Origin of the sequence: Clostridium sp. (assembly GCF_051656525.1) — a bacterium.
Taxonomy (GTDB): domain Bacteria; phylum Bacillota; class Clostridia; order Clostridiales; family Clostridiaceae; genus Clostridium.
In genome coordinates this window covers 1-5,201 of record NZ_JBOGCC010000170.1, presented here as the reverse complement: position 1 = coordinate 5,201, position 5,201 = coordinate 1, and the positions used below count along the sequence as shown (strand labels likewise).

The 5,201-nt window shown below is 23.4% G+C and carries 4 protein-coding genes and 1 pseudogene; 1 reads left to right on the top strand and 4 read right to left on the bottom strand.

Features of this window, described 5'->3' with window-relative positions:
• Positions 1–263: pseudogene (locus ACRDDY_RS08700) on the top strand (hypothetical protein); the annotation flags it as partial.
• Between the two features lie 107 nt (positions 264–370).
• On the opposite strand, the gene ACRDDY_RS08695 reads toward ACRDDY_RS08700, so the two are convergent.
• The 4 genes from ACRDDY_RS08695 to ACRDDY_RS08680 all read right to left on the bottom strand — a co-directional run bounded on the left by ACRDDY_RS08695 (position 371) and on the right by ACRDDY_RS08680 (position 4,980).
• Positions 371–1,126, bottom strand: a complete 756-nt coding sequence (locus ACRDDY_RS08695) for a hypothetical protein (protein WP_438564562.1) — start codon at positions 1,124–1,126, stop codon at positions 371–373.
• Between the two features lie 250 nt (positions 1,127–1,376).
• Positions 1,377–2,987 (bottom strand): ImmA/IrrE family metallo-endopeptidase, encoded by a 1,611-nt coding sequence (locus ACRDDY_RS08690; RefSeq protein WP_438564561.1) that lies wholly within the window; start codon positions 2,985–2,987, stop codon positions 1,377–1,379.
• Positions 2,984–3,550, bottom strand: a complete 567-nt coding sequence (locus ACRDDY_RS08685) for a hypothetical protein (protein WP_438564560.1) — start codon at positions 3,548–3,550, stop codon at positions 2,984–2,986. Before ACRDDY_RS08685 ends, ACRDDY_RS08690 begins: the two co-directional genes overlap by 4 nt.
• A 221-nt stretch (positions 3,551–3,771) precedes the next feature.
• The gene (locus tag ACRDDY_RS08680) at positions 3,772–4,980 is read right to left on the bottom strand and encodes a hypothetical protein (RefSeq protein WP_438564559.1); all 1,209 of its coding nucleotides are present in this window, start codon (positions 4,978–4,980) and stop codon (positions 3,772–3,774) included.
• Between the last annotated feature and the right edge of the window lie 221 nt (positions 4,981–5,201).

The window sequence follows — 5,201 nt, the reverse complement described above, 5'->3', positions numbered from 1 at the left end:
AAGAAAACTCTGGAACTATAACTATAGAAGGAACTTTAGATGATGATACAACCTATGATAAAGCCATGGTTGAAATAACAAAAGGTACATTGATTCAAAAGGATAATTTAAGTAGATTGTTTAATATTTCAGATATAAGTGAAGGAACAATGGTAGAAGTAATATTTAAGGGAGCTATAAAGGAAATATATCCTGTTCATGCCACTGCTAATATTGTTAGGATTATTACAACTAATTCTGATAATGATGAAGATAAAAATTAATAGTCCTTATAAAAATATAAAAATAAGGTGAGAAATATTTAGATTACCTCTCACCTTTTCCAAATTAATCCGAGTACCCAAGTAGTACTTGTACTATAAATTCTAATTTAATAACCTATAACTTTCTCTGAAACATCTTTAATAATATCCTCTGATATTTTATTTGCTTCTAATAAATAAACAGTGTTTAACCTTGGATTAAATACACCTAAATTTTCAATCTTTCTAAAAGCTTCTTTATTTACGGAATTCATACCCATTAAATAATAAATTAATAGTTGTAATGTATGAGCATTAGTTGGGTCTTTAACTGAAACTTTAAAATCCCATAGAGTTGATTCTGTTAAAAAATCTCCATCTCCACTTGTTATAAGATCAGTATATCCCCCTCTAAAGTTGAATCCATCAGCTGTTATAGGACCATAATTTTTAATAAACTTCATGCTTCTTTCTACCATAATCCTAACATTATTTATTGTATCACTATCAGGGTTAATTTCCTGAACTGGCTTATAGGTTGCAATTCCTGCTCTAAAACAGGTATCATAACCAACAAGTTTACAGGCATTTCTTATAGAATTATCATCTAAGCCCTTTATTTCACTAATTAAACTCCCAGCATAAGCACTTTCACCCGCAATACTAGCTCCCTTTAAAGAAATTCTAAAAGCCTCTTCAAGAAATGTACCATTAGTAAAACGTGTCATATAATCAACTGCCATACCAATTAAAGTACTATGAATATTTTCTTTCTCATTTAACTTAATAGAATCCTCAATAATTATCTTAGTAAATTCTTTAGGTTTGATATACCCTCCCCTAGGTTGCTTTATCTGCTTTATTCTTCCTGTCACTGAAGCCATCTAACCACTCCTCTATAGATAATTTACTACTATTATAACTATAAATTATTGTAGGAATATAAATAATTAATTAAAATTAACTCTACTACTTCATTTTCTTACTTCTTCTATTCTGTGTTCATATTTACTGTGAACTATATTACTTTTATCAGACAAAAGAATTTCTTAATAACCATTTTCCAATTACATCCAAGTACCCGAGTAGTACTTGTTAAGGTATCGATACTGTTAACTTTCGAAACATATTAATTTACCTAAAACTATATCTATCATTAACTAATACATATTTATAATTTCCTCTAATTTCAACATCAACTATATAATTAAATGTTTTATTATATAGTTTTCTATGGTTAGTTGAAATTTCTTTTACGCACTCTGTAAACTCTTCTAATTTTTTCTGTGCTCCACAATATCCTTCTGATTTCATTGTATATTGTTCATTATTTTTGTATAAAAGTATAAATGCAAATGATCCTTTTGCTGATTTAACTACTCTATTACAAGCCATCTCAATTGAAACTTCATATTTTTTTGCTAAATTTTCTATTCTATCATAATTTATATCAATATCATTAAATTTATCTACTACTTGCTGTGGTAATAATAATTCTCCAGCAAATACATCTGATTCTTTTTCATTCTTCGTATTTTGCGTCTTTTTAAAGATATAATCATTAGAAAACCCTTTTCCCTCTATCTTAGTACAAATATGTCCTATTTCATGTGCTAATGTAAATCTTCTACGCTCTTTAGTTCCTTTATAATTATTATTCATTACTATAGATGCTTTATTATATTTTTTAATTTTGAATGAGTATCCTGATATATTAGAATTTAAATTCTCTTCTTCATAATATTGAATCTTTAACTTTCTTACTAAAAACTCTAAGTCTATCTTTTCATTAATATTTATTTTTGTAAAATTAATAATATCATTTGCAGAATATCCATGCTTTAAATTTATTGTATTTACTTTTTTATTAGTTTTAATAGTTTTATTTAAGTAATCATTAAGTATGTCTAAATCTAACTGACTTAATTTCCCTCTAGCTGCATTATCTATATACTTACTACCATCTGAAAGTCTATTGAATCTATTAGTTTCCCAAATATCTATATATAATTTTTCTAAATAATTTGAAGTACTTACACTAACAAGCTTTTGCATTTTCTTGACTATATCTTGATTTCTAAAAGTACTGTCTTGATATATTGCAATTATAAATTCTAATATATTATCAGTTCCTACAATTGATTTATCACATTTATTTAATATATTATATAAAGTATCATTTAATTTTTTCTTATAAAAATCATTATTTAAATTAAACCTAATATTTTCAGCTACACTGAAAATATTTATAGAAATATCGCCTATCCTTAATTCATCTGGATTATGTGCACCAACCCAACTCATAATAGCTAATTCTTTTTCATCATCATTGTTTATTATTAACTGTGAAATTTCATTACCCAATTTATATTCTTCATTAACTTTTTTAAATTTTCTTTCGAAACGCTTTTCATCATAATTAAGTTTATTATTAATAACATATCCTAATAAGTAATAAGCTACATTTTCATTTTTAGTTTCATTAAAAATACAAACTATCTTTTCATTTAAATTTATCAAGTCATCATTAGAAAATTTATTCAAAAACTTAAGTTCTAAAAATATATCTATAACAATAGTTAATTCATTTTTGTTTAGATTCTCATTTATTAAGTTTATAACTTCATCTTTTAGAATGTTATTAGTTGCTCTTATATCTTTTAATTGCTTTAATTTTTCAAAATACTTATCTCCAAAACTTTTTTTCAATTCAATAAATATATCACTCATTATATAACTTCTCATATACAGCACCATTCACCATTCCTGTACTCTTCTAAGCACATATATTTAATAATATCTTGTTTTCTGTCCTTATTAGCAAAAATTAAAAAACCTGAATCATAATTTGTAGTATGCTCATTAGTTTTTAGCACGCCACCAGTTTTATATATTTTCAAAAACTCTACTGCTTCTTTAACCATAAATTTTACTCGATTAGTTCTTTTAGCTACATAACTTCCATGACAGCTTTTTATTTCCTCTTTAGCATTATTTAAATTATCATGCATAGTAAAATAAACACCATCTCCATAATGAGGATTTCTCTCTTCAAATGTTTTTGAAATAGAATCTTCTATACATATTTTACAAACATTTCTAGCTCTGCTACACACATCTTTATCACCTTTTATTAATTCCATATGTGGTTTGTCAAAATAATAGTATATTATATCCCCTTTTTCCACTTCATATTCCTCTATATCTACTTCATCAAAATTCAGTATATTAGTATTTAACTGACCATTAAAAATGGTTTTATCTTGATTTATTATTTCAAATTCATTTTTACAATCATTACAAATCATACGTAGCCTCCATTATATTTAAAATATATAATTATTTTTACATAAATAATACTATATAGATTTAAATCTCCTATTAAGTTTATATGAATTATATTTAAAAATGAAAAGGAGTATAAATACTTATATTGTATCTATCTCCTTTTCACTTATTATTAAAATCTTCTAAATATTTATTACAATAGTTATTTTAGTTATTTTTATAAAATCATTTAAATCTCTTATTAATTTTTTCTATTTTGCAATAAATAATCTCTTAATCCTGAATCTTTTGTATTAGATCTAAGCCATGATTGTTTAAAGTCATCAAAATCTGATGGTAAAATTTTTTCTATCTCTTCACAAAATTCTATAATATAATAATCTGTCCATTCATCTGATTTATATGTTTTCATGCAATTTATTACACTATTCAAATTTTCTTCTGATAATATTCTCTTTAAATATTCAAAAACTTTATAATTTACACCATCATCTACAAAATTAATAATTCTTTTAATATTTCCAATGATTTCATCATCTATATTATCAAAATTATCAACTGCACATATTGTAGCTTTAATTTTTTCAATATCTTCTACTTTTTCTACATTCCATCGTATTTCTAAAATTTTATTCCATATTTTTTTTACTTTATCTTCAAACTCTTTTCCATTATAATTTTCACTTAATTTCTTATAACTTTTTTTTACACCAAATATGCCATGAATACCTAATACTGATAAATTTTCTTTTTTATCTAAAAATTTCAAATTAGAATTTTTATATTCTAACATATAAGCTAATATCATATATTCCATTATTCTAGCAACTATATTTTCTTCTAACTCATTTTCATTCATATATTCAATTATAGGTTTTATTAAAATATATTGATTTTCATTTATAACTCTTGAATGACTAAATCCATTTAAAAACATTTCTTTTTTTTCTTCACTTATTTTTTCAATAAATTTTTTAATTACTACTTCATTTAGGTTTAAAAATGAACTTAAATCTTCTCCTAAAAACATATAAAATTCGTTGACAGAATCTCTTTCTCTTCTTAATATAATTTTTTCACTATATTTCTCATCTAACTTTTCTATATTTTTTAATTTTATCATAAAAACTATTTCTAGCTTAATTAAATTATAATGTACTGAATTTATAAAACTAGAATAACTATCTTTCTTTCCAGCAAATATTTGTCTAAAATCTTTTTTATTTGAAATACTTTTTTCTAATATTTCTATAAGTTCTATATATATTTTTTGAATTTTTGAAATATTAATCTTCTCTTTTTTTAAAATAATAACAAGGCTTTCACAAAATTTTCCAACTAAATATTTTTTTCCTACTGCATATTTTTCTGGTTCAGCATAAATATCCCCTATATTGCTTATGTATTTTTTTATGAAAATACATATTTTTTCATAATATCTCTCAAACATATTATTTTTTAATTTTAAAAATTCGTTTATTTCAATGAAAATATAATATATCCATTGATAATCTTCTATTGTTGCAAGTTCTTCACGGTGTTTGTCAAGAGAGTTGTCGTATAAATATTTATATTCATAATTTTTTTGGTTTTATAAGTTAAATTTTACCAGTTAAAATTTTAAAAAACACTCTATTAAAAAAATAACGCTAATTTTTTTAACTTAACTTA

Bases quoted from the DNA above. Each gene is read 5' to 3' on its own strand.
- ACRDDY_RS08695 (WP_438564562.1), bottom strand. From the start codon at position 1,126: ATGGCTTCAGTGACAGGAAGAATAAAGCAGATAAAGCAACCTAGGGGA.
- ACRDDY_RS08690 (WP_438564561.1), bottom strand. From the start codon at position 2,987: ATGAGAAGTTATATAATGAGTGATATATTTATTGAATTGAAAAAAAGT.
- ACRDDY_RS08685 (WP_438564560.1), bottom strand. From the start codon at position 3,550: ATGATTTGTAATGATTGTAAAAATGAATTTGAAATAATAAATCAAGAT.
- ACRDDY_RS08680 (WP_438564559.1), bottom strand. From the start codon at position 4,980: ATGTTTGAGAGATATTATGAAAAAATATGTATTTTCATAAAAAAATAC.